The 25,615-nt window shown below is 43.6% G+C and carries 19 protein-coding genes; 17 read left to right on the top strand and 2 right to left on the bottom strand.

The features are described from left to right. Positions 1-12: 12 nt before the first annotated feature. From MHI15_RS15865 to MHI15_RS15845, 5 genes are read left to right on the top strand one after another with little or no spacing between them, the layout of a single operon-like run. The gene (locus MHI15_RS15865) at positions 13-456 is read left to right on the top strand and encodes a hypothetical protein (RefSeq protein ID WP_076125323.1); all 444 of its coding nucleotides are present in this window, start codon (positions 13-15) and stop codon (positions 454-456) included. A 40-nt stretch (positions 457-496) separates the two neighbouring features. Beyond that, complete coding sequence (locus MHI15_RS15860) at positions 497-1,465, top strand: 2-keto-3-deoxygluconate permease (RefSeq protein WP_076125321.1); 969 nt, start codon at positions 497-499, stop codon at positions 1,463-1,465. A gap of 10 nt (positions 1,466-1,475) precedes the next feature. Further along, on the top strand, positions 1,476-2,441 hold the full coding sequence (locus MHI15_RS15855; protein WP_076125319.1) for a flavodoxin family protein: 966 nt from the start codon (positions 1,476-1,478) through the stop codon (positions 2,439-2,441). 45 nt (positions 2,442-2,486) lie between these two features. Further along, complete coding sequence (locus MHI15_RS15850; RefSeq protein ID WP_076125317.1) at positions 2,487-3,497, top strand: 2-oxoacid:acceptor oxidoreductase family protein; 1,011 nt, start codon at positions 2,487-2,489, stop codon at positions 3,495-3,497. Between the two features lie 26 nt (positions 3,498-3,523). Continuing rightward, positions 3,524-5,830: a thiamine pyrophosphate-dependent enzyme gene (locus MHI15_RS15845; RefSeq protein ID WP_076125316.1), complete on the top strand. Its 2,307-nt coding sequence runs from the start codon at positions 3,524-3,526 to the stop codon at positions 5,828-5,830. 325 nt (positions 5,831-6,155) lie between these two features. Here MHI15_RS15845 and MHI15_RS15840 read toward each other — a convergent pair whose 3' ends face one another. Next, the gene (locus MHI15_RS15840; RefSeq protein WP_076125314.1) at positions 6,156-6,587 is read right to left on the bottom strand and encodes a hypothetical protein; all 432 of its coding nucleotides are present in this window, start codon (positions 6,585-6,587) and stop codon (positions 6,156-6,158) included. Between the two features lie 341 nt (positions 6,588-6,928). Here MHI15_RS15840 and MHI15_RS15835 point away from each other — a divergent pair, with 341 nt between their 5' ends. The 4 genes from MHI15_RS15835 (at position 6,929) to MHI15_RS15820 (ending at position 11,855) form a co-directional block, all read left to right on the top strand. Then, positions 6,929-7,666 (top strand): CPBP family intramembrane glutamic endopeptidase, encoded by a 738-nt coding sequence (locus MHI15_RS15835; protein ID WP_076193517.1) that lies wholly within the window; start codon positions 6,929-6,931, stop codon positions 7,664-7,666. A 114-nt stretch (positions 7,667-7,780) separates the two neighbouring features. Beyond that, positions 7,781-8,932, top strand: coding sequence for a PdaC/SigV domain-containing protein (locus tag MHI15_RS15830; protein ID WP_076193514.1), 1,152 nt, complete (start codon positions 7,781-7,783; stop codon positions 8,930-8,932). Between the two features lie 397 nt (positions 8,933-9,329). Further along, positions 9,330-10,727 carry an MATE family efflux transporter gene (locus MHI15_RS15825; RefSeq protein ID WP_280752628.1) on the top strand — a complete coding sequence of 466 codons (1,398 nt, stop codon included), beginning with the start codon at positions 9,330-9,332 and terminating at the stop codon, positions 10,725-10,727. A 321-nt stretch (positions 10,728-11,048) separates the two neighbouring features. Next, the gene (locus tag MHI15_RS15820) at positions 11,049-11,855 is read left to right on the top strand and encodes an AAA family ATPase (RefSeq protein ID WP_175619978.1); all 807 of its coding nucleotides are present in this window, start codon (positions 11,049-11,051) and stop codon (positions 11,853-11,855) included. Positions 11,856-11,957: 102 nt separating this feature from the next. Here MHI15_RS15820 and MHI15_RS15815 read toward each other — a convergent pair whose 3' ends face one another. Next, positions 11,958-12,995: a LacI family DNA-binding transcriptional regulator gene (locus tag MHI15_RS15815; RefSeq protein WP_076185350.1), complete on the bottom strand. Its 1,038-nt coding sequence runs from the start codon at positions 12,993-12,995 to the stop codon at positions 11,958-11,960. 465 nt (positions 12,996-13,460) lie between these two features. Here MHI15_RS15815 and MHI15_RS15810 point away from each other — a divergent pair, with 465 nt between their 5' ends. The 8 genes from MHI15_RS15810 to MHI15_RS15775 all read left to right on the top strand — a co-directional run bounded on the left by MHI15_RS15810 (position 13,461) and on the right by MHI15_RS15775 (position 25,608). Continuing rightward, positions 13,461-14,381: an ABC transporter permease gene (locus tag MHI15_RS15810; RefSeq protein WP_076193591.1), complete on the top strand. Its 921-nt coding sequence runs from the start codon at positions 13,461-13,463 to the stop codon at positions 14,379-14,381. A 17-nt stretch (positions 14,382-14,398) separates the two neighbouring features. Further along, positions 14,399-15,280: a carbohydrate ABC transporter permease gene (locus MHI15_RS15805; RefSeq protein WP_036675818.1), complete on the top strand. Its 882-nt coding sequence runs from the start codon at positions 14,399-14,401 to the stop codon at positions 15,278-15,280. 61 nt (positions 15,281-15,341) lie between these two features. Beyond that, positions 15,342-16,955 (top strand): ABC transporter substrate-binding protein, encoded by a 1,614-nt coding sequence (locus MHI15_RS15800; protein ID WP_341164592.1) that lies wholly within the window; start codon positions 15,342-15,344, stop codon positions 16,953-16,955. A 57-nt stretch (positions 16,956-17,012) separates the two neighbouring features. Continuing rightward, positions 17,013-18,494: a glycoside hydrolase family 32 protein gene (locus tag MHI15_RS15795; protein ID WP_076193506.1), complete on the top strand. Its 1,482-nt coding sequence runs from the start codon at positions 17,013-17,015 to the stop codon at positions 18,492-18,494. 21 nt (positions 18,495-18,515) lie between these two features. Beyond that, positions 18,516-19,391, top strand: a complete 876-nt coding sequence (locus tag MHI15_RS15790; RefSeq protein WP_076193503.1) for an ROK family protein — start codon at positions 18,516-18,518, stop codon at positions 19,389-19,391. A 148-nt stretch (positions 19,392-19,539) separates the two neighbouring features. Continuing rightward, positions 19,540-23,307 (top strand): GH32 C-terminal domain-containing protein, encoded by a 3,768-nt coding sequence (locus MHI15_RS15785; RefSeq protein ID WP_341164591.1) that lies wholly within the window; start codon positions 19,540-19,542, stop codon positions 23,305-23,307. A gap of 297 nt (positions 23,308-23,604) precedes the next feature. Further along, a complete protein-coding gene (locus MHI15_RS15780; RefSeq protein ID WP_076125296.1) occupies positions 23,605-24,606 on the top strand; it encodes a LacI family DNA-binding transcriptional regulator in 1,002 nt (333 codons plus the stop codon). Between the two features lie 21 nt (positions 24,607-24,627). Further along, positions 24,628-25,608, top strand: a complete 981-nt coding sequence (locus MHI15_RS15775) for an N-acetylglucosamine kinase (RefSeq protein ID WP_076193498.1) — start codon at positions 24,628-24,630, stop codon at positions 25,606-25,608. Positions 25,609-25,615 lie beyond the last annotated feature (7 nt).

Below are 25,615 nucleotides of genomic sequence, written 5' to 3'. Positions count from 1 at the left end.
GGGTGCAGGAAAATGAGTAAGACATATTCTTTGTATTTTAAGCTTGTGTTGAATCTTCCCTCTGCGGCGGCGATGTCGCTTGCAGCTTCCCTGATGAATGAGGGGATTAATGGACGAACATGGGTGTTCACCCTGGTTGGTTTCTCGCTGGCTTGTCTTATTAACGATTTTATTCCCTTGATGAGGATTAGCGACTGGTTTACGGGGCTTTTTGCTCTAAAGAAGGATTTACTGGCGGGTCAATGTGTCGGCTGTCTGCTAATAAACTTCATTCCTGTAACTGTAATCAGCGGAGTGATGGCTCTGCTTGGCACATCAAACCTGTCAGGCTTTCTCACCTCATTTACTGGGAATTATCCGGTGCTTTATTTGGTTTCCTATCTAATGACCATGATCATGACACCTCTAGCCAAAGCTGCCGGGAATAAAGCATGCGCAAGAGTAACAGTCAGATAGAGGAAGGACACGATTACTTGGAAGAAGGGAATCGCCGTACATGAAAATATTAGAGAGAATACAGGGAATATCAGGCGGAATGATGCTGCTTCCTATGGGAATCGCTGCAATAATGCATACTTTTTATCCGAGAACCTTGATGGTTGGCAATCCGTCCACTGCTGTATTTTCGAATGCGGGAACGATGACGATCGTGGGAATTCTGCTAGTATTCTGTGGTATTCAGTTCAAACCTCAACAGCTTGTGACAACTCTGCGGCGGGGCGGCATACTAGTTGCGGTAAAACTTGTTCTTAGTGTTGTTTTTGGGATCGTTGTTATGAAGCTTTTCGGTTTGGCGGGTTTTGGAGGAATCTCTACCCTGGCACTTGTGGCTTGCATCACTAGTTGCAATCCCGGCATGTACCTTGCGCTGATGGAGAATTATGGTGATGACACTGACATTTCTGCGTTTGCTCTGCTGAACCTTATCGGGCTACCGTTCATACCCGTCTGTATTCTTGGTTTCTCTTCCGGAAATGGGATTGACGCTCGAAGCATCATGGCTACTTTAATTCCATTTGTAGTCGGATTTCTTCTGGGTATGTTTGATCCTGCTGTTCGTAATTTTTCCAAATCAGGGACCTCACTTATGGTGCCTTTTCTGGGGTTTTGCCTTGGGGCGAATATCGATCTCAAGAGCGCACTCAGCTCATGTGGGCTGGGGCTGATTTTGTTCTTGATCTTTACCTTGATTAATAACATCCCCATGTTGTTAGTTGACCGATTCTGTCTGAAACAAGACGGGCATGCTTCTGCGGCGATTTGTTGTGTAGCCGGGTTATCCATAACGGTACCTCAACTTATGGCAGAGGTCGATCAGGCATATCTGCCTTATGTTGAGAGTGCCCGCGCACAAATTGCATTCGCAGTTGTTGCCAGTGCAATTGTCACTCCAGTTCTTGTGAAAAAGCTGAAACGATCTCGTGGATCAGTTTCTGAAAATATGCTTAACAAATTCGAATTGTAGGAGGCTACTAATGAAAATTTTAGGGATCAGTTGCGGAAGAAGAATGAGCAATTCAGAAATCCTTGTTAAAGAAGCTTTAATGGGTGCTGAGGAGCTTGGTGCCGAAGTAGAACTTGTGCGTCTTAATGATTTACATATTAAACCTTGCACCGGTTGTAATGCTTGTGTAGTGAGTCTGCTTGAAAAGTGTGGCTCAGGAGACTGTGTGATAAAGAATGATGACTATGGATTTATTGATGAAAAATTAATGGAATGCGACGGATTAATCTTGAGCTCAGCCATTTATGAAAAGAGTCCTAACGGATTATTGAAGATTCTGAATGACCGGATGGGGCCTTCTCATGACATTGCTTTCCGGATGATTGCCAAGAAGCAACGCGAGGAAAGAGGGATTACTACCGGCAAAGGTCCGGATGAAAGAAGCTTTAAAACTAGAGTAGCTTCTCTTATTGCTGTAGGAGGAAGTGAGTGGGACACACTCGCATTGCCGATGCTCCACCTTTTTACGTTGCCGATGCAAATTAATGTAATAGATAAAATGCTGGTCAATTGGGTTGGCTTACCTGGAGCAGTTGTGTTCAGGGAGGAAGAACTTAAGAGAGCAAGACAATCCGGTCGTCATGTGGCTGAAACACTCATGAATCCAGATACGGAAGCGAAGTATATTGGCGAACCTGGTTTATGTCCAATCTGTCATTCCAAACTCATAGAAATCAGAAATCATGATGATAATTACCCAGCAATATGTGGAATTTGCGGGGTCAGGGGGACTCTGGAGGTGGAAGACGGTAAAGTAAGATTTGATATCGCCGAGGAAGATAGAGCACATTCCCATGTTCTAATCTCCGGAAAGCTTGGCCACGCAGATGAATTATATCAAGTTTCTTTAAAACGTAATCCAAAGGCTGACGAATTGCCTGAACGGTTGAAGAAGTACAAAAATTATTTAGCTTATTCCAGACCTGAACGGGATTAATGCTCGCAAGAGTATTACTAGTCTTCTAGTGAAAGGAGTTCATTTATGATTGAATTACCACGAATTAACGATCTCGGATTTTTTGAAATTCGACTGGAGTCTATTGGAGGCTTGGGAGCTAACCTGGCGGGTAAAATGCTCGCAGAAGCGGGAGTCGTCGGAGCGGGGCTGAACGGCGTAAGCTTCTCGTCTTATGGATCAGAGAAAAAGGGCTCTGCTGTAAAGGCCCACATCCGCTTCTGTGATTTAAACACGCATATCCGTGATACTTCGCCGGTAGAGCGTCCCCATGTGGTTGGGGTGTTCCACGAAGCGCTTGTCAAGACCGTTAATGTCACCAGCGGGATTAATGAAGACAGCACTGTTCTTGTGAACTCGGCCAAGACGCCGGAAGAACTCAAAGAGCTGCTGAAGATGAAAGCCGGAACCATTGCTGTGATCGACGCGACAAGCATCGCACTGAAAGAGAAAAACCGTGTAAACATGGCGATGCTGGGTGCCCTGTTCCGGCTCTGCCCATTCCTGGTTGCTGAAACGATGAAGGGCGTTATTGAGAAATCGCTCGGCAAAAAATATCCGCAGGCTGTACAATCGGCTATTACGACTTTTGAGCGCGGCTACAATGAAGTGAAGTTTATGCACTTCGAGCTGGAGGCAGGGGACAGCATGCCTGAATATGTGCGTTCCGACATTTCGCCGTTTGGCTATGAAACTCAGCCTATAGGCGGTACGATCATCAATCCGGGAAGTAGCTTCCTCAAGAACCTGAGCATTTCCCGTTCCGGAATGATTCCGGCTTATGAAAATGAGTCCTGCATTAACTGTGCACAGTGTGACACCGTCTGCCCTGACCAGTGTTTTGTGTGGGAAGAACGGCTTGACCGCAAGGGGCGCTCACAGATGTTCCTGCGGGGCATCGATTATCAATATTGCAAGGGTTGCCTGAAATGCGTAGGCGCCTGCCCGACCTCGGCACTCTCAAGCATGCGCGAGAAGGAAGGCTATGCCGACAGCCATACAGTGCATCATCCATTCGATCTCATCACGCAAGCGTAAATCTGGTTAGAAAGGCGGAATGAACAATGGCTATTGATTATGAAAAAGAAATAGGTTCTGCCAAAGTAGAACAGAAATTCCTATATGAATCAGGCAATGAGATGGCGGCCTATGCTGCGCATCAGATCAACTATCATGTCATGGGGTATTTCCCGATCTCGCCATCGACAGAGGTTGCACAATTCCTCGATACGATGAAAGCCAGCGGCCAGCATGACATTATGCTCGTGCCCTCAGATGGTGAGCACAGCTCGGCAGGTATCTGTTATGGCGCTTCTACAGCCGGCGGACGCGTATTTAACGCCACCAGTGCGCAAGGCTACATGTACATGCTTGAGCAGCTGCCTGTACAAGCCGGTACGCGGATGCCCATGGTTATGAACCTGATTTGCCGCTCCATCTCCGGACCGTTGAACATTCACGGGGACCACTCCGATTTGTATTTTGCACTCAATACCGGCTGGCCGATTCTGATGTGCCGTGACCCGCAGTCGGTCTACGACATGAATCTGATGGCACTGAAGCTGGCTGAGCATGTCAAAGTCCGCCTGCCGGTTATGGTAGCTTCGGACGGATATTTCACTTCTCACCAGAAGCGCCGCGTACAGGCTTTTGCGCACCGCGCAGATGTGCATAAATTCGTAGGCGAACAGCCGCCAGCCGGCTCAACCGATACCCTTGACCGCAACAATCCGGTTACTGTTGGTCCTTACATGAATGAACCGGATTATATCAATAATCGCTATCAGCAGTCTGTGGCCATGTACAATGCCGGTGAAGTGTTCGAAGAGATCGCTCAGGAATTTGCTGATCTGACCGGACGCCATTATGAGGTGATTGAGCAGTACCGGATGGGGGATGCCGATGTGGCTGTCTTCCTGATGAATTCCGCGTCCGAGATCATTAAGGATGTTGTGGATCAGTTGCGACTGCAGGGAGTCAAAGCCGGAGCGATTTCACCGAACATGATCCGTCCGTTCCCGCAGAAGCAGATCGCGGAAGCACTGAAGAATGTCAAAGCCATTACTGTTGGTGACCGTGCGGATTCCTTCGGCGGACACGGCGGCAACATGGTTAACGAAATCAAGGCAGCGCTGTTCACTTACGGGAATACAACGACTAAAGTCATCAGCCGGATTTACGGATTAGGCGGCAAGGACTTCTATGCTGAAGATGGCCATCATTTCTTCCAGCTGGCGTTGGATGCTGTTGTTGCTGACCGTGTTGAAGTACCGTTTGATTACTACGGCCACAATCCTGGTGAACCGGAAAAGGCACCGCAGCGCCTGCTTAAGCCGATGAATTTCGATTTGTTGAAGACGGGCCTCATTACTGTTACTAAAAATGAAGAAACCGGAAAGCTGGCCGTGAAGATTCCCCCGATCCGCAGTTTGATGAAGAAACCAAGACGCCTGGCTCCGGGTCACGGCACATGCCCGGGCTGCGGAATTTTCTCGGGTCTTGAGCTGTTCTTCAGGGGAATTGAAGGAGATATCGTTGCGCTGTACCATACAGGATGCGCAATGGTTACAACAACCGGCTATCCTTATTCGTCGCACAAGTCAACGTTCATCCATAACCTTTTCCAGAACGGTGCGGCTACGTTGTCCGGGGTGGTAGAAATGTTCTGGGAACGCAAACGCCGCGGAGAGCTGGATGGACTGGGCCTGAGGAATGACTTTACTTTCGTTATGGTAACAGGCGACGGAGGTATGGATATCGGGATGGGACCAGCCATTGGTGCTGCACTGCGTGGACATAAAATGATTATCATCGAGTATGATAATGAAGGTTATATGAACACTGGTGCACAGCAGTCTTATTCAACACCGCTCGGTCACCGGACTTCTACTTCAAGCATCGGCAAGACCCAGCAGGGTAAAGTCACCCAGCATAAAGATACTGCCCAGATCATGGCAGCCACTAATATTCCTTATGTATTCACCGGCTGTGAAGCCTATCCGCAGGATCTGCTCAAAAAAGCAGCTAAGGCCCAATGGTACGCGCAGAATGAAGGTCTGGTCTACGGCAAGATTCTGATTGCCTGCCCGTTGAATTGGATGACCGAAGACAAGGATGGGACGGATATTGTATCCTTGGCGGTGGAATCCTGCTTCTTCCCGCTGTATGAAGTGGAACAAGGCACAACGACCATTACGTACAATCCGGAGAACAAGGACAAACGTATTGAAGTCTCTGCCTGGCTGAAGACGATGGGTAAGACCCGCCATCTGCTCAAGCCTGAGAACGAACCGGCTCTGCGCAGCTTTGAGAGCGAAGTTCAGCGCCGCTGGAGTCGTCTCAAAGCGAAACACGAGCATTCTGAATTGTAAATATAGTTTTTTAAACATTACACTTATCGATATTTTGATTCGGAAGTGGATGATTTGCTCAAGGGAGTATATCTGAAGATCGAGAAGAGCGGATACAGCGGGAGATAGCGAAGGAGCTGGGGATCTCACGGAGTTATGTTTCGAGAGTGAATTTAAGAAACAAAGTCTGGGAATAGATTAATACCTGTGAGGACAGGGGATTCGTCGGTTTACGTTACTTTATTTATATAGTGTAGAAGTTAAAAATCATGATAAAAAAGCAACTTATCTGCGGATAAGTTGCTTTTTGGCGATACGTCATTCTTTAGCTAATTCGGCTCTTTTATTATTCAGAGCGGTTCTGCTCAATCATTAGATTGTACCTCTTCACAAGCAGCTTGTTGAAAAAATAAAAACATAACCCGTTAAGCAATCCTATTACGGTTGAACTGAATGCCGAGATTAGATATCCTTCATTTTCTACATTTGAAACAAGGTTAATGACAATAATTGAAAGAATTAGACTGAAAGCAAAACCTCCCAAGGAGAAATATAACAAATTGAGTAGAAAAACTCCTCTTCGCTTCTTAATCAAGCTTTCAATAAAATCATTTAAATAGATAATAAGTAAAATACCATAAACTAATAATAGGGCAATAAGCCCATAGAAACCAGCAGGTGGTGGCTTATCCGCAAGAGCAAAAAAGATGACAGTCCAAAAAAAGAAGAATGTGAAGAAATTTATCGTTTTAATTTTTTTTAACAGCTTCAGGTCCATAACATTGGTAAACCTCGCTTTTTAGTTTTTTAACAAGAGAACTGTTTATTCTATTATTACCTGTCTATTTTATCAAAACAACATAATTATTTCTGAAATAGATTCATTTTTTTATACATTTTCATGAATTTGCAAAATTAAGTGATGAATTAATTTCAGTTTATTCAAAACTTGTGTAAATATTGTAATTCTTTTCTGAAAAAATTGTAAATGTTTCAGAAAAAAATGGGAGTATAGTGTGATAGTACAAAAAACAGCTGACTGTATTTCTATTCTCCGCATCATTGGTTTTAGTATTCAGAGAGTATAGCTTTTCATTATTTTCAGGAAGGATTTGATTAATGATGAGTAAAAGTAATTTTTTTAGATTTGAGCGTAAAAATGATGATTTTCCGTTCTACAGTGAACTGCAATCCCCTACTCTAAATTTGAAAACCAGCCTAATATTTCTGATAGCTGTTGCTGCAGGTTTTGCATTGTTTCTTATTGGGTTTGGAGGTACTTATGGACATCCTTTTATAAATGTGATTTTCCCATTAGCAGCAGTTATCTTTGTTGCACGGAGTCAGTGGACATTACTTTTCAGAAAATTAGTTGCTAAAGATATTATATTAATTCTTGGGACGTACATTGTAAATCTTATTGTGACCTATGGTGTTGGTTTTATTATTACGAAATTATTTAATTTTAGTGCAAATCCAGTGAGTGAAGGATTCAATGGTAATTTTTCCGATACAATTACGACGTTCCTGACAATGCTCCCGATGCTTTTTGGAGAAGAATTAATAACGATCCTTCCATTCTTAGTCATTTTGTACTTAGGAGTAAAAAAACTTAAACTGAACAGAAAGTCTGCGATTATCTTAGCGTGGATTGTAGTATCCATTATTTTTGGCGCATACCATTTACCAACTTATAATTGGAATATTGCACAAGCCATTCTCGGTATCGGCATTGTACGGATTGTTCTGCTCTATCCATACATTAAGACTAAAAACATTTGGACATCGTTTATAGTGCATGTGCTAAATGACTGGACACTTTTTGGATTTGCCTTTATGGTTTCAATGCATCATTGATTAGCGAATTCCATGTAAAAATTGTAATCTTTTTCTGAAAATACTGTAAACCATCCGGGAAATGACGGGATTATAGTGTGATAGTAAGAAAATGACTAAAAGGAGATCTTCAAAATGGAAACTCAAGTTAAAAAATTCACAACTAAAAAGCGGATGTCCGTACTTCTATTGTCAGCAGCACTGGCTGCAGTTGGCACAGCGGCGGCTTTACCCGTGTCTGTCGGATCAGTTCATGCTGCAGCCACTACTGCAACAATAACCTCCAGGGTGAATGTCCAGGTTAAAGGTAAAGCAATCGGGACTCAGGCTTTCCTAAGCCCATTAGGTAATACACTCATTCCGCTTAAAGACGCAGCGCAAGCATTAGGTGCAGCTGTTAAATACGATAACAAAAATCATAGTGTAGAGCTTACCCTGGGAGAGAATACTGTAAATTATTCATTGGATATCGACAGTGCACTTGTAAAGTTAAATGGAAGCGGTCTGGGACAAAGATATGAAGCTCAGGTAATCGGAGGAACTTCTTTTGTTGCAGTGCAAGCCTTGGTTGAACCTTTCGGATATTTGGCCCAATGGAACGGACAAACCCGTACTGTCAATATCACGAATGCAGGAATGAATGAACTGACTATAACTGCCGGTAAACTCCAGTCTTCTAATTCCCATAAGGATGTAACCATCAATATCGTATATCCAGTTGTATCGCAGCTTGCGAATCAAAATGCCGAAGCGGCAATTAATAAAGCGGTGAAAGCTCAGGCACAGAAGTTTCTAGATGCCTCGGAAAAACAACTGGCTAAGTCTGGTGCTCCAGCGGAAGGAGCGACATACGATTTCGAACTGGCCTACAAGGTGACTTACAATCAAAATGGAGTGATTAGCTTCCTGCTTACCAATTATCAATACCTCGGCGGAGCTCATGGAGGCGGCTCACAAACAGGTCTTACTTACTCTCTGCAGGATGGTACGACAATGAAGCTGGGAGATTTGCTGAAATCCAACAGCAATTACAGTCAGGTTATTAAGAAATCACTTCAAGAACAAGTCCAAAAAGGTACTGAGTCTTCTATCTACTCTATTGACCTGTTCAATAAGTTAACTAAAGATTCTAATGCATACCTGGATAACTTCTACTTGACTAATGCAGGATTCACTGTGTTTTTTGTTCCAGGTGATATAGCAGAAAGTGTTGTAGGCAGTCCTGAATTCAAATTCACATGGGCTCAGTTCCTTTCGAATAATGCGGATCCGTTCGCTGCTTATTAGGTCGTTTTTTGACTTCAATCGTTTTTTTTCATCGTTACTTTATCACAAAAGAGTTTTTTTAAAAGCAACTTGCCAACTGGGAAGTTGCTTTTTTTGTTGAGTTAAGTAGGGGGGACTAAATGATTGCCTAGCATTCAAAATTGACCATGTACCGGAAACTTGCGGAGCCGCGACCACTCCTGCTGCAGTTTTTTAATAGGAATGAAAATGAGAGGGGGCTATTCCGGGGAGATTTATATAAATTCAAAGATAAAATCCTATATGAGATAGAAACAATCCTTTTTGCGGTAGTTGCTAGCCAACATGTCTTATAGACTAGTTAATGCAAGGAGTCCCGTATAATTTTTGAACGAGGACTTTGCATATTCAGTCAAAAGAAGGAGAGAAAATTCATATTATGAACACAGTAACACAGATAAACAACAGCAAAGACAAGCAGACGCATTTTATTCTCAACGGTAATCTTTGGAATATTATGGTCCAGTTATCATGGCCCGCTATCATCGCAATGGTCCTCTATGGCTTAAATGCGGTTATTGCCGCTGTATTTGTGGGAAGATTTGTCGGAGAGGAAGCACTGGCTGGGGTATCGGTAGCTTATCCTTTAACCCAGATCAGCTTGGGACTGGGCTCCTTGATTGGGGTGGGTGCCGGTTCTGCTTTAAGTTTAGCCCTCGGCAGGCAGGACAAAGAAATGCAGAAGCGTTTGATGGGGAATGTTAATTATCTGTCCATCCTTGTAACGCTTATCTATATGGTATTGGGTTTGCTTTTCTCTACACAGCTGGTGCGAATCATGGGAGGAGAAGGGGAAACTCTGGCTCTTGGAGACAGCTATTTTAGAATTACGGTGATTGGTTCATTTTTCTGGATTTATGGACTGGCTGCCAACATGATTGTACGTGCCGAAGGGAAAATGAAATCGGCAGCCGTGGTAATGGGCATTGGACTGGCAGTTGATGTATTGTCCAATTATATTCTGGTAGCCTGGCTGGATTTTGGAGTAGAGGGTGCTGCCTGGGCTACAAATATCGGGATGCTGGTCTACACCTTGCTGGGATGGATTTATTTTGGCAAAGGATTTGCCTCATTCCGAACGAATGTCTTTGCAATCTATCGGGATGCTGCCACAATCAAATCCATAATTGGTCTGGGAATGTCCTCTTTCATTATGAACTTTATGAATCTGGTACAGGCTGTTGTAGTATTTAATGCACTGTCGAGATACGGGACTACAGCAGATATTGCATTTTATGGTGTGGTTTTTCGTGTATTCACCTTCCTGTTGACGCCGATATTCGGATTAATGCGCGCCTTGCAGCCAGTCATCGGCATAAATTTTGGAGCAGAACAGTATGAGCGCGCCATCAAAGCCTATAAAATATTCACCCTTGTCTCCATGCTGCTGACTTTGCCTTTCTGGATAATTTCCATGATCTCGCCGGCTTCCATTCTGGGGCTAATGCTGCCGGATCAAATCTTTAAGACCAGCGAAATGTTATATTTCCGGTTGAACATGGCGGTTCTGCCGTTATTGTCGCTCATTTTTATGGCCATGACCTTTTTCCCTGCGATTAATAAAGGGAAGCCGGCAGCCGTTATCGGCATCACCAGACAACTTGTTTTTTATGTGCCAGTGATGCTTGTTTTGCCAAGATGGTTAGGCGTCTCCGGAGTATATTGGGGTTCGCTTGTAATTGATTCTGTGGTTGTAGTGTGGACGGTAATCCTGGTAACTAAGGAATTCACCCGGCTCAGAGCTAAGCCCAAGCTAGCCAGGACTTACAATATGTGAACGCAAAATGCTGAAACTTCTGCTTTGCCTGGTGGCCGATTTAATAGATATACCCTAAAAGAGCCTTGGAATTATAAAGGCTCTTTTTTGTGCTACTGGTTGACATTATAAACAAAAAGAAAGTATGATATTTTAAATCGTAATAATTACGAATAAAAACAATGTGTATTTGAATTGATTTGTGGATAATGAATGGTCACAAGCGGACTCTATCGTTCCTCACGAGAACTTCGAGCGGCAATTAGAGCAGGTTGAACTGGATTCAGAAAGGATCTTTTGGATTTCTTGAAAATAACCATTTTAAAGGAGCTTCAATAAATAATGAATAAAAGCAGCACCAATCAACGTCTACCCAGAGCAAAAGGGATTGATATGGGTACCTATTATACACCCAAAGAATGTGCCAAAAAGGTTAGACATCTCGTCCTACCCGATATGAATCGAAAGATTGTCGAAGAATTCATCACAATCTTAGGTATGAGGGAAAGATTTGAAGAACATCGAGTTCCCATTCCCAATAAAGTGGTTATGTATGGTCCACCGGGCACAGGGAAAACACTGACGGCATTTTATATGGCTCAAATGCTGGAGCTTCCACTTATCCTGGTTCGACTTGATGCAATTATTCACAGCCATTTGGGCGAGACTGGAAGTAATATCCGGAAAATATTTGAGTATGCCAAAGCATCTCCTTGTGTTCTTTTCCTGGATGAGTTTGATGCCATTGCAAGAACACGGGAGAGTAATGACGAGGTTAAAGAAATGGCTCGTGCGGTGAATACACTGCTGCAATGTCTCGATGATTTTGGTGACAATAGCATTTTTGTAGCAGCGACGAACCTAGAAAATGAACTGGATAGAGCTATTTGGCGAAGGTTTGATACAAAAATGATTTATGCTAACCCGGATGAATCAAGTAGGCGTCAATATGTCGAACTGTTAATTAATGACTTTGAAAGTGAAGCTGGGTTGATGGAGGAGGCATGTGAACGTCTTTCCGGTTGCAGTTTTGCTGATATTGAACAAATTGTCCTGAAAGCGAAACGTAAGGCGATTATAGAGCATTGTCTGCTAAAACGAGAGCATATTGTTCTATCCTATGAAGAATACAATCCTTCCTTAAACTAATTGTGGGATTATAAATACAGGACATTGTAATTGGAACAATTCAACGAAAAAAAAGAACCCCAGCGACGGAATTTTTAATCGCTTGGGTTCTTTTTAAATCCATCAACTGATATTAGGTGTAGATTCTCTTAGGATGAGTTTGGTATAAATATGAGAAACCTGATAGGGTTGCTTCGGATCATGAATTCGGGAAAGTAGCATTTCAGCTGCTTTGACACCCATCTGATTACTATAAATATGAACAGTGGTGAGATGGGGTTCTACAATGCTTGATTCAGGACCATTATCAAAACCACAAATGACGAGGTCATTAGGAATGGAAAGCATATTTTTGAGTGACTTCATAAAGGTAACCGCAATATAATCGTTAGCACACACGAAAGCAGAAGGAAGCTGATTGATTTGGCTTAGCTTAGCATCTGCCCACTCCGGACTCGAAAAAAATAGTCTATCGTCATCGAGAATACATTGTGAGAGATCAAGCTGAATCCCAGATTCTATCAATGCGCGATTAAAGCCCACCCATCTTTCGTTAAAACTCCTACAGTGATTATAGTCTCCGATGAATCCCAGTGATGTGTAACCGCCATCAATTAACTTTTTTGTAAGTTGATATGTGCTGTGTTCATTTTCCATGAGAAGTACATCTGCTTGGAATTCAGGGTAGCAGATATCGGCAGAGCAGTCGATGAAAATAGTTGGAATGCCTAGACTTGTAATCAGCTTACTATATTCGGAATTGAACAACTCAATACAAATAATTCCGTCTACATTGGCGACATCAAAATTATTTGGAAGAGACAAGGACTCCTGATCAATGTCTCTTATAATGTGCATGGATAAATTATATCCTTCCGCGCTGATTCGTTTCTCCATGCCACTGATCAGTTTCGATCCAAAGTGGGAAGTGTTAGGTAAGTTTTCTGTTAATAAAGCGATGTTTCCAGAGTTTCTTGGTTGAACACTCTCGGTGTCCATAAAAGCAAATTGTTTATATTTTAACTCTATCGCTTTCTTTATAACCTTGTTTCTGGTTTCATCAGGTATACCATTCGTTCCATTTAAGGCTTTGGAAGCTGTATTTCTAGAGATTCCTAAAGCATCCGCGATGTCTTGTATGGTTACTTTTTCCCTGGCCATCTATGTAATTCACCTCTATATTCTTGTTCTTAACCTTCGCCACAAATAGTGTACTGTTTGGCATGATTCCAACTCTCTTTAATGTATATTAGTTTACTCAAAATAGCAATATGATATTTACAAATGCACAATTTAGTTTACATTTTATCAGCGGATAAATGTGCAAAAAAGGTATTGTTATTTTCATCTTCATGAGAATATGTTGACTTTAAAGTATATAATCCTATTTAAATTGGCTGTATTTGTAATTTTGTAAAATTTAAAGCGTCATTTATGAACAAAATATTTTGTCAAATGCACATAAATATTTTTACAAAATGTATTGACGAACGATTAAGTGTTTGGTAAATTGTAAAAGCAGCAGGACATAAGCCAATTGAAAGCCCTTACTGCATCAAGATATAAACATTGATAAGAACGGAGGTAAAGGCATTGCAAAACCTAATAGAAGCTGAACACAGAACAATGGTGACCAAACATAAGAGCTCCTTACTAGACTATCTAAAGAAATACTACTTTCTTTATATTTTGCTCGCACCAGCTGTGATCCTGACCCTGATTTTTAAATACGGTCCTATGTATGGTGCGATTATCGCCTTTAAAGATTTCAGCCCAATCAAAGGGATTATGGGGAGTGAATGGGTAGGCTTGTACAACTTCGAGAAATTCCTGTCATCCCCCAACTTCGAAGTTATCTTTATGAATACGCTTAAATTAAGTTTTTTTGGATTAATTCTGAGTTTTCCAATTCCAATCCTGCTTGCGTTGATGTTAAATCAAATTCGCCGTGCAGGCGTCAAAAAGAACATTCAGTTGTTCTTGTATGCACCTAACTTTATTTCTGTTGTCGTTGTGGTCGGGATGTTGTTTATCTTCTTGTCCCCAACGGGACCGATTAACCAGTTTTTTACGTGGCTTACAGGTGAACCAATCATGTTCATGTCTCGTCCGGAGTACTTCCGTTCGATCTACATTCTGTCCGATATTTGGACCGGAGCCGGTTGGGCATCCATTATTTATGTAGCAGCGCTTGCTAATGTCGATCCTGAGTTACATAATGCAGCCAATCTTGACGGCGCTAATCTTCTACAAAGAATACGCAATATCGATTTGCCAACCATTCGTCCAATTATGGCTATTGTATTTATCCTTGCAGCTGGTGGGATTATGTCCATTGGCTTCGAAAAAGCCTATCTCATGCAAACGGCGATGAACTTGCCAACCTCAGAAATCATTCCGACTTACGTTTATAAAATTGGTTTGCAGTCGGGCGATTATGCCTATTCAGCCGCAGTAGGATTGTTTAACTCTATCATCAACATCGTCTTGCTCATCACCGTTAACTTTACCGTGAAGAAATTGAATGAGGGCGAAGGTCTTTACTAAGAAAGGAGCAACAAGCTATGCCCATTAAACATTCCGGATTAGATCGCTTTATCGTCGTGCTGAACGCGATCTTCCTGACACTGGCCGTACTTATCATTGTACTTCCTTTGATTTATGTAGTGATTGCATCTTTTATGGATCCATCAGTTCTGCTCAGTAAAGGATTATCATTCAACCTTTCGGACTGGTCATTAGAAGGGTATATAAAAATTCTTTCTAATCCGGCCATGATCCGAGGTTTTGGAAACTCTGTTTTATACTCTGTTTCATTTGCTATGCTTACCGTTCTCGTCTCAATCTGTGCAGGGTACGCACTGTCTGATGACAGGCTCAAAGGAAAAGGATTCTTCATGACCTTGTTTATTATCACCATGTTCTTTGGGGGTGGGCTTATACCTACATACCTGCTCGTTAAGAACCTTGGTCTGCTTGATACAGTCTGGGCGGTGATTATTCCAGGGGCAGTCAATGTATGGAACATCATTCTCTCTAGAACTTTCTTCAAAGGAGTACCGAATGAAATGAAGGAAGCCGCTAATGTAGACGGAGCTTCGGAGATGCGGATTTTCTTCAGTGTCGTATTACCGCTCTCCAAACCGATTGTTTTCGTGCTCGCTCTTTATGCTTTTGTGGGCCAGTGGAATTCCTACTTTGACGCCATGATCTATTTAGATAATCCGAATCTTCATCCACTGCAGCTCGTGTTGCGGTCCATCTTGATCCAGAATCAGGTAGATCCGGGCATGATCAGCGATCAACTCGCCATGGCGGAAATGAAACGATTGTCTGAAATCATCAAGTACGCTGCCATTGTTGTTTCCAGTTTGCCACTTATTGTTATGTATCCGTTCTTCCAGAAGTACTTTGAAAAAGGTGTTATGGTCGGTTCCCTTAAGTAGGAAACAGGCTGCACATAGATAAAGATTAATTCATTCATATCTAATTTGGAGGTCATACCCTATGAAAAGAATTAAGAAATCAAGAGTATCAACGAAAGTAGCTTCTGCATCTGTACTTGCTTCGTTTATGTTCCTTACTGCATGCGGTGGCGGAGGAGGAGGGGGAAGTGCAGCTAGTAAAGAACAGGACGCCAGCGGTAAAGTAACTTTGAACTTTATTACGCAAAGCTCTCCACTTGCACCCGTTGATCCAAATGAAAAACTGATTAATAAGCGTCTTGAAGAAAAGACGAATGTTCATATTAATTGGAAGAATTTCACGAAAGACGTATTTGTTGAAAAAAGAAACTTGGCTGTGGCAAGCGGCGATCTTCCTGATGCAATTTTTAATGCGGACTATAGCGACTATGAGCTGCTCAAGCTTGCTAAAGATGGTGCCATTATTCCGCTGAATGAGCTTATCGAGAACAATATGCCCAACTTCAAAAAGGTGCTGGAAGAAGCACCGGAATACAAGAGTATGATTACGGCACCAGACGGTAATATTTATGCCTTTCCGTGGATCGAAGAGCTGGGCAATGGCAAAGAAAGAATCCAGGCGGTAGACAGTATGCCTTGGATCAATGTGGAATGGCTTGAGAAGCTGGGCCTTGATATGCCTACAACAACAGAAGAATTAAAAGAAGTATTAATTGCCTTCAAGACAAAAGATTCAAATGGCAATGGTAAGGCTGACGAAATTCCTTTGTCCTTTATTAACAAGCCTGGAGCAGAAGATCTGGTTTTCCTATTTGCTTCATTCGGATTGGGGGAGAACCCCGACCACGCGGTTGTAAGCAATGATGGGAAGGTAATATTTACGGCGGCACAAGATGATTACAAAGAAGCCGTTTCTTTTATTAACGAGCTGTATAAAGAAGGACTCATTGATATTGAAGCCTATACACAGGACTGGAGTACTTACCTTGCAAAAGGGAAGGATCAGAGATACGGACTTTACTTCTCATGGGATAAAGCCAACATCACTGGAGCAAATGACATTTACGAGGTTATGCCTCCACTTGCTGGACCAGATGGTGAAGTTAACGTAACAAGAACGAACGCGCTTGGTTTGGGCAGAGGTAAGATGGTTGTTACTAGCGCCAATAAGAACTTAGAAACGACAGCGAAATGGGTTGATCAACTCTACGATCCGATTCAATCTGTACAGAACAACTGGGGAACGTATGGAGACGATAAACAGCAAAATATCTTCGAATTTGATAAAGAAAAAGAAATGCTGAAGCATTTGCCGCTGGAGGGTGCAGCTCCTGTAGAACTACGTGAGAAAACAAGTGTCGGTGGACCCTTAGCTATCCTTGATTCCTATTATGGCAAATACACAACCATGCCGGATGATGCCAAAGGCAGAATGGATATTATCAAGAACATCATGGCGCCTAAAATGAAAGCAGAAAACGTAATGCCGAGTGTATTCCATTCTATTCAAGAGCTTGATCGCCTTACGACAATTGAGACGGATCTGTTTGCCTACGTGCTTAGAATGCGTACTGAATGGTACCAAAATGGTAAAGTCGAAGCGCAGTGGGATGAATATTTGAAAGAATTGGACCGTCTGGGCCTGCAAGAATGGCTTGAAATTAAACAAGGCGGCTATGACAGAGCAAGCAAATAATAAACTATAAATAATATGCGGTAAAGACCGTGTTCGGGAGTAAAGGAGAAAACAATAATGTCTACGATTGCGAAACAAAATTACCGCGGAGTGTATCATTTTTCCCCTAAGGAAAAGTGGATGAATGATCCAAACGGAATGGTTTATTTTGAGGGTGAATATCATTTGTTCTTCCAGCACCATCCAGGTGGAATGACTATGGGCGCTATGCACTGGGGCCATGCGGTCAGCAAGGATCTGGTTACATGGGAGGAGCTGCCTATCGCTCTTGCTCCAGATGAGTTAGGTATGATTTTTTCCGGCAGTGCCGTAGTTGACTGGAATAATACGACTGGATTTTTTGAAGATAAACCAGGTCTAGTAGCGATTTTTACACACCATTTGGATATGCCGGAAGGCAAGCCAGCCATTCAGCGTCAAAGCTTGGCTTATAGTAAGGATAACGGAAGAACCTGGACGAAATATGATGGAAACCCGGTGCTTGAACATGATACATTCATTGATTTCCGTGACCCGAAAGTATTTTGGAATAAAGATACTAATCAATGGGTGATGATTGTAGCTTGTGGTCAAACGGTGTGTCTATATCATTCTCCTGATCTGATGAACTGGACATTTGCCAGTGAATTCGGAGAAGGAATCGGTTCTCATGACGGGGTATGGGAATGCCCGGACTTGTTCCCGCTGGCCATTGATGGCGATCCTTCGAACACGAAATGGGTGATGCTAGTGAGCATCGGTGCGGATCCCGCTTTTGTGGAAGGATCAAGAACACAGTATTTTACAGGGGATTTTGATGGAGAAGTGTTCACGCCAGATGAAGATTCGATAAAAGTCCGCTGGCTTGATTATGGAAGAGATAACTATGCAGGTGTAAGCTGGTCCGATATACCGGCGGAAGATGGAAGAAGGCTATTTATCGGCTGGATGAGCAACTGGATGTATGCTAACAAGACGCCAGCAGAAGAATTCCGTGGCGCGATGACAATTGCAAGAGAACTTCAGCTCGAATCAAGACAAGGGGGAACCTTTCTTGTGCAGAAGCCGGTCCAAGAGTTGGAATCAGCTCGTGTACAAGTCCTTTCCATAAAAAATGCAACGGTGCAAGAAATCAATACTCTTCTTAAAGAGATTCACTTGGAATCTTATGAGATTATAGCTGAGTTCGCTAGGGGTAAATCTGTAGGTTTCAAAGTAAGAATTGGTGCGGATGAACAAACAGTGATCGGTATCAACGGTGAGACAGAGGAACTTTATGTAGACCGGAAGGCTTCGGGCCAGCATGATTTCCATGAACATTTCGTAGGACATCATTCAGCCAAACTCGCAGCGCTTGATGAGTCAAATGATCTCCGTATTTATGTGGATCGCTCTTCCGTTGAGGCGTTTAGTAATAGAGGCCAGGCAGTGATTACGGATCTTATATTCCCTGGACTAGAATCTAAAGGTATTGCTGTGTTTGCAGAAAATGAGAATGACTTGCTGATTTCCCTGGATATCTATGAGCTTACTCTCTCTGCTGAGCAAGACAAGAATTAGTCACCGAGAGGAGTCTTGTATATGCGTATAGGAGCGATTGAAGCTGGCGGAACGAAGTTTATATGTGGCATCGGGAATGAAAATGGGATCATTGAAGATCAGATCAGTTTCCCGACAGAACATCCTGAGTTGACGTTGCCCAAAGTTATTCAATATTTTCAAGACAAACCAGTAGAAGCTATCGGAATTGGATCGTTTGGTCCAATCGATATACGCCCAGATAGCCCGACGTATGGTTACGTTACAACAACACCAAAACCAGGTTGGGGAAATTACGATATGCTGGGCACTTTGAAAAGAAACTTTTTGGTTCCCTTTGGCTGGGACACGGACGTCAATGCAGCGGCATTTGGTGAAGCCAAATGGGGCGTAGCCCAAGGGTTATCCAGCTGTTTGTACTATACAGTTGGCACAGGTGTTGGTGTGGGAGTGTATTCAGAAGGCAAACTTATTCATGGTCTTGTGCATCCTGAAGGGGGTCATGTTCTTACAAGACGCCATCCTGAAGATGAATTCCCAGGGGGATGTCCCTATCATGGGGACTGCCTAGAAGGGATGGCGGCAGGTCCTGCTATTGAAGCAAGGTGGGGGAAGAAGGGACATGAACTTCCTATAGATCACCTTGCATGGGAAATGGAAGCATTTTATATTGCGCAGTCGATTACGGGTGCTATATTGCTTAACTCTCCTCAGAAAATCATTCTGGGTGGTGGTGTTATGCAGCAGTCCCAATTGTTTCCACTTATTCGGCAGGCCGTGCTACAGAACCTGAACGGTTATGTCAGCTCAAGTACTATTTTGGAACACATAGATGAGTATATCGTTCCACCAGGACTAGGCCAACAGGCGGGATTATGTGGTGCTCTCGCTCTTGGACTCACAGCACTGGAAAGTTAGAGTTCTGCTCAATTGTAAAAGAATATAGAGAGGAGGTCAGTGCAATGAATTGGCCTCCTTCTTATTTTACAATAAAAGAAATGATTGATGATAGAAAAAGAGGGTGAAGAGGATGGTTAATAAGGGAAAAGTAATTTTATCCTTTCTCATGGCAACAGGATTTGTTATGACTTTCGCAGGCATATATGTAGCGAATCCCGGTACGGGTTGGGCTGCGCCCGCTGATCAGGAGGTAAGTAAACAAGCTAAGGAGGGGCTTTCTATTTTTGAAAGCGTAACCAAAACAAACACAAACTTGACAGGTTGGCAAATAAAAGGAAAAGGTAAGTTGGCGGATACTGTGGAAGGGATTTTACTGACTTCCGATCCACAAGAAAATGTAATGGCAATCTCCGAAACGGTGTCAGGGGATTTTATCTATGAAGCTGATGTCATGATCAAGGATATGCAAGCGGACGCGACCTTATTGTTCCGTTCTAATGAAGATGGCTGGGGTTCCTACATGCTCCAAATTGTTCCGAATGCAGGTATGATCCGCTTACGAGACGCAAGTGATGGTGAAGGGAAATTAAAAGAGGAGCGGAAGGTTACTGTTAAGGCAGAAGAGATCTATCATCTCAAGGTGAAAGCAGAGGGTTCATCACTGAAAGTATATTGGGACAATGAATATAAACCTGTGATTGAGGTTCAGGATGATGCGTATCGTACTGGTAAGCTGGGACTCAATGTATGGAATGGTTCTGTTTTGTTCCAAAATATTATCGTAAGCGACCTGAAAGGGAATTTGGGTGCTGTGGTTACAAATAAAGGACAATGGCAGCCTAATATCAACGGCAAGAAAGGAATGGTAGTAAACCAGAGTAAGTCACAGCAAATTTATAACAAACAAGCTGCTGATTTTGTATATGAAGGAAATCTATCTCTTCGTCCTGATTCTGTTGCAGCGCTCGCCTTTCGTTCATCGGCTGATGGAACAAAGGGATATGAAGCAGCCCTTACGAAGGAAGGAAATCAGGTTCGTGTAAGTCTGACGAAAGCTAACGGAACAACGATTGCAAGTTCACAGCATACCTATCCAAGTCAGGCCGGAGCAAAACATCATGTAGAGATAAAGGCGAAGGGAAACAGAATTCAGGTCTTTCTAGACGGATACACCCCGGCCGCAATCGATCTAACAGATGAAACCTATACCGATGGATATGCAGGAATCGTTGTTAAACAGGGAACAGCTTACTTCCAGGATACCTATGTGACGGATGCCAGCAATTATTATAGTGAAAAATATCGTCCTCAATACCACTATACGCCAATTCGTGGTTCTGCCAGTGATCCGAACGGACTTGTCTACTTCGAAGGTGAATATCATCTATTCCATCAGGACGGAGGCACTTGGGCACATTCTGTCAGTAAGGATATGCTGAACTGGAAGCGGCTTCCGATTGCGCTGCCGTGGAATGATCATGGGCATGTCTGGTCTGGATCAGCTGTGGCAGATTTGACGAATGCATCAGGTTTGTTCGGGGATTCAGGAGGTAAAGGTCTAATTGCCTACTACACTTCCTATAATCCCGATGGCCCGAATGGGAATCAGCGTATCGGTCTTGCATACAGCAAGGACCAAGGTCGTACTTGGGAATATTCCAAGACGCGTCCAATGGTTATCGGAAATCCAGGCGATAATGGAGGGGAGCCGGGAGGCTGGGATTTCCGTGATCCGAAAGTGATTCGTGATAACGACAATAACAGGTGGGTAATGGTTGTATCCGGTGGAGACCATATTCGTTTCTTTACTTCAACAAATCTACTTGATTGGACCCTGACAGATAGTTGGGGATACGGGGACTATGTTCGCGGCGGTGTATGGGAATGTCCGGATTTGCTTCAGCTTTCGGTAGACGGAACATCACAGAAGAAATGGGTTCTGATGATTAGTACAGGAGCGAATTCAAAAACAGGCGGATCAGATGCTGAATATTTTGTGGGTCATTTAACAGCGGAAGGTAAATTCGTTAATGATAATCCGGCAGGGAAAGTATTGCGAACAGATTTTGGAAAAGAATTCTACGCTTCAATGTCTTTTTCGAACATGCCAGATCATCGCAGTGTAATGATGGCGTGGATGACAAACTGGGACTATCCGTTTGCTTTTCCAACAACCCATTGGAAAGGCGTACTGTCAATCCCAAGAGAAGTCTCATTAGTAACGACAAAAGATGGGATTCAGCTCACACAAAGTCCGATCAAGGAGTTGGAAACGCTACGTAGTCAGCTGTTTTCTACTGCTAACAAAGAGGTGAGTCCTTCTTCTCAGAATTTATTGAAAGGGGTTACCTCTGGTGCATACGAAATTGAAGCTGAAGTAGAAATTCCAGCAGGTAGTCAGGTTAGTGAATTTGGCTTTAACGTTCGTGTAGGGGGAAGTCAAAAAACGGTTGTTGGATATAAACCTGGTGAGGGTCGGATTTTCGTGAATCGGTCTGCATCTGGTTTGACGGATTTTTCGAGTCTATTTAGTACAAGACATGAAGCGGCAATGCAAACGGAGAACAAGCGAGTTAAGATGCGTATCCTTGTAGATGAGTCTTCTATTGAGGTTTTTGGCAACAACGGTAAAGTTGTTTTCTCTGACGTCATTTTTCCGGATCCAGCCAGCAGAGCTTTGAGTTTTTACACCAAAGGAGGCAACGTAAAAGTCGTATCTCTGAAGGTGAATCAGTTAGGCTCTGTATGGAATCAGGAGACGGGCTCAGCTACCAAGATAATGATGGATACAAGTGATCGCGAACTGAGCAAGGGGCAAAGCGACATACTTTTGGCGATGGTAGAGAATGGTACCGGTAATGGGGCACAGCCGCTTAAATGGAATTCCAGTAACAAGGATGTTGTTGAACTAAACGTGGTGGATAAATCCCAGGCAACCCTTGTAGCTAAAAAAGAAGGCGAGTCTATCATTACCGTCTCTACTCCAAATGGGAAGACATCGGCTAGCTTATTAGTTAAGGTATCTGGGGGTGAATTTCATACGAACTTAAGTGGGTGGACTAAAGATCTATCTGCAGCCTCCTGGGTCATTGGTGAAAATGGGATTCGTGGAAATTACTTGAGTGACGCGAATTATATCGCAGAGAAGCAGGCAGCAGATTTTACTTATGAAGCAGAGATGATGTTAGGGAAATCCGGAGGAGCAGGCTCTATGTTGTTCCGTGCCAGCGAAGATGGACGCAGCGGATACTACTTAAATCTGGATCCGAATATGAAGTCCATCCGTCTGTTTTATAAAATCGACGGCCGTATTGAAGAGCGTCAGATTCTAGTAAAAGTTCCGACGTTCATTCAGCCGGGTCAAACCTACAAAGTGAAAATCGAAGCGAAGGGCCCGCATATCGTGGTTTATGTGGATGGGCAGAAAGTGATCGACCTCCAGGACGGCACATTTGCAGAAGGCCGCTTTGGACTACATGTATTTGGCGGATATGCTTCATATCAAAACGTTAACGTGAGCGGAGCAACACCGGCTAATTTGACCACTTCCAGTCTAGTAAATGCAGAACTACAGAAATCCCTTTATACAGCAAATCTCGCAAATGGTGAAGCTGTTACACTGAAGGATGCGAATGATTTTACGGATCAGAAGTGGGTATTCGTGCCGACGGGGGACGATGCAGGCTCCTATTCTATTCGTACAACAGCCGGTCAGGCGCTTGATCTAGACACAGGGCAAAATAAAATCCAGTTATACCCTTATCTCGGATATAACAATCAGCGTTGGATTTTTCACAAAAATGATGATGGTACCGTAAGTATTATTTCTGCTCATCATAAGAAAGCGCTGGAAGTATCAGCGGATGGGTCGACACTGTCCCTTAGCGAGCTTGATCCTACTCTTGATCGACAACAATGGGTAATTACCAATTAACCTGAGGATGATAGAAGCAATGGAAGGGGGAATAGCGTGTCTAAAAAGCAACTTGTCTGCGGATGAGTTGCTTTTTGTTTTGGCTGCATTTTATGTATTGACGGATATTGGAAATGTAAGTAGAATGTAAATTAGTTAAAACCTTAAAACTTTTGTAAAGAATTTTGGTGTTCTTGATAAAGGCAAAGCTGACATTCAGTGTGCAATTTTCAATCAGAACATAGAAATATCACGAAAGATAAGGTTTTTTTATTTACCTAAAAAGTTTAATCGTTTAAACTTTCGGGTGACGGAGGTATGGAAGCTAAGATGAATATACATGATGTAGCCAAAAAGTCGGGACTCTCTGTAGTGACCGTATCCAGGGTGCTTAACAATTTACCCTCTGTACGGGAAGCTAATAGACAGAAAGTACTGAAAGCTATGGAGGAATTAAATTATCAACCCAATTCAGCAGCGCGGAGTCTTGTGAGAGGCAAAACGGGAGTCATCGGGATGTCGATTACCAACTTTAACGACTCTTTCTATGACCGGGTTATTCGCGTGGTGAACCGGAAGCTGGCGGCGCAAGGGTATTTTTTAGCCCTATCGATCGCCGAGAATGAGGATGAGGGCGATAATTTCCTGTTTCAGAAGGATCGCGTTGATGGAATTATCCTGTTGTCCCCACTTGAAGAAAAGGCATATGTAGAGGAACTGAAAAGAAAAAATATTCCGTTTGTATTGCTGGATAACCAGTTTCAGCATGAGGATGTGCCTAGCGTCGTGGTCGATAACTATCAAGGCGGGTATGAGGCTACAAAGCACTTGCTCGATCTTGGGCACACTCAAATCGCCTATATTGGCGGCCCTTCGGTATTTCTAAGTGTAGCGGAGCGTAAGCGCGGTTATGTCCAAGCGCTCGAGGATGCCGGGTTAACGCCATTCGGAACGGAATACTGCAGTTTTACAGTAAGCGGCGGCTATGAGGTGGCCAAGAGATGGATCCGCGAAGATAAGCTGCCGACAGCTTTTTTTTCCGGGGACGATTTTATTGCTCTTGGAATGGTTCAGGCTCTCCGGGAAGAGGGAATTCGAGTACCCCACGATATCTCAATTGTTGGATTTGATGATCAGCAGTTCGTAGGTGAATTTTACCCGCGGTTAACGACGGTCAGACAACCTGAGGCACAAATGGGCAATATAGGCGTTGATTTACTACTAAAAATGATCAACGGGGAGGTGATGCCGCCCGCTGTAACGAAGCTTGCTCCGCAGCTACTCATTCGTGAATCCACCGCATCTGTTAGATTACCTTGAATTTTAGGAGTGAAATCATCCGTGAAGTATTTTTTGGGAGTTGATGCAGGAGGCAGTAAAACCCACGCAATGATTGCAGATGAACAAGGGAAGGTCATCGGAGTTGGCAAGGGTGGGATCGGAAATCATCAAATAAACCGTGAGCAGGCGGTGAACAGTTTGCAGCAGGCCATATCGGAAGCAATTATGGCGTCAGGGCTGACCAAGGATCAGCTGGATTACTCCTGGTTCGGCTTAGCGGGAGCGGACAGAGAGGCTGATTTCCGGATTTTGCGACCGATCATCAGCAGCTTTGATCTTCCCCAAACTGAGATTTCCTGCGACACCTGGATTGCCTTGCGGTCAGGTACAGAGAAGAACTATGGGATCGTGCTGATTTGCGGATCAGGCGTGAACTGTAGTGGTAAAAATCCGTTGGGTGCTACATACCAATGTGGTGGATTCGGCTACCGGTTCGGGGATTATGGCGGTGGCTATGATTTAAGTATTGAGGTATTCCGTAGCGTCCTTCGGGCGGATGAGGGAAGAGAGAAGGAGACGGTCCTAACCGAACGCTTAACGGAATTGTTGGGCTATTCCAATGTTTCGGAGCTAAGAGAGGATTACCTGGATCATTTCAGAGACCTGCCTCCCCATATTGCTGAACTATTGTTTCAAGCGGCAGAGGAAGGGGACCAGGTTGCCACCGAGCTGCTGGTCAAGCAAGGGGATGAGCTGGGTTTGGCCGCGGCATCGGCCATCCATCGCTTGGGCATGGAGGAGGACTTCTTCGACATCATACTTGCAGGCAGCCTGCTGACAAAGGGAGACCGCTCAGGCATCATCCGGCGGGCCATTGAGAGAAGAGTGAAGTTGTCGGCTCCGAATGGCACTTTAAGGATTTTGACCCGGGAGCCGGTTGTAGGATCGGTCGTTCTGGCTATGGAAAGCAGCGGTATGCGTGTAGATCAGAAGGTTCTAGATAATCTATCACAGGGGAAAGTACTGAACACAATAGGCTAGTTTTTAT

The organism is Paenibacillus sp. FSL H7-0918, assembly GCF_038007025.1.
Classification (GTDB): Bacteria; Bacillota; Bacilli; order Paenibacillales; family Paenibacillaceae; genus Paenibacillus_AQ; species Paenibacillus_AQ odorifer.
Note: the sequence above shows the minus strand (reverse complement) of the source record. Positions and strands in the feature narration are given on the sequence as shown.